This is a genomic window from Microbacterium sp. BF1, from assembly GCF_019279095.1.
Taxonomy (GTDB): Bacteria; Actinomycetota; Actinomycetes; order Actinomycetales; family Microbacteriaceae; genus Microbacterium; species Microbacterium maritypicum.
On sequence record NZ_JAGYWT010000769.1, the window covers coordinates 1 to 748 of the forward strand.

General features: G+C 68.9%; 1 pseudogene. It reads left to right on the forward strand.

From position 1 onward, the window contains the following. Window positions 1–119: 119 nt before the first annotated feature. Window positions 120–647 (forward strand): annotated as a pseudogene (locus KZA10_RS16670) (fumarylacetoacetate hydrolase family protein); the annotation flags it as partial. Window positions 648–748 lie beyond the last annotated feature (101 nt).

Below are 748 nucleotides of genomic sequence, written 5' to 3' on the forward strand. Positions count from 1 at the left end.
GACAACGGAGGACCGGAGTGGCTCCACCTCTTCGTTCTGATCGGGATCTGCGAGGGCTTCCGCTTCCTCTTTCACGGCTTCGGCATCTACCTCCGGCTCCGTGCCGCCCGCCGCAATCGGACGATGTCGTGCTGCTGCCGCCCGGTGCGGAAAAGGTCGACTGCGAGGTCGAGCTGGCGGTCGTGATCGGCAAGACCGCGCGCTACCTGTCGTCTCCGGATGCCGCCCGCGAGGTCATCGCCGGCTACACGATCTCGAACGATGTGTCCGAGCGCGCCTATCAGCTCGACGTGTCGGGCGGGCAGTGGTCGAAGGGCAAGTGCTCCGAGACGTTCAACCCGCTCGGGCCGGCGCTCGTCCCCGCCGACGAGGTCGACCCGCAGGCGCTGCGGCTGCGGTCGTTCGTGAACGGCGAGCCGAGGCAGGACTCGTCGACCGCCGACATGATCTTCCCGGTGCTGCAGGTCGTGCACGAGCTGAGCCACTACCTGGTGCTCGAGCCCGGCGACGTGATCAACACCGGCACCCCGCAGGGCGTCGCGCTCTCCGGCCGGTTCCCGTACCTCCAGGACGGCGATGAGATGACGATCGAGATCGAGGGCCTCGGTCGCCAGCACCAGCGCACCGAGCGGGTGCACCTGCGCTGACCTGCGTCCTCCACCCGGCGGCCTGTGTCCGGGGCACGGTTCCTTTCGCTGAGTGCACCGTGCCTCGGGCAGAGGCCGTCGGTGCTGCCGCGAGGTCTCAG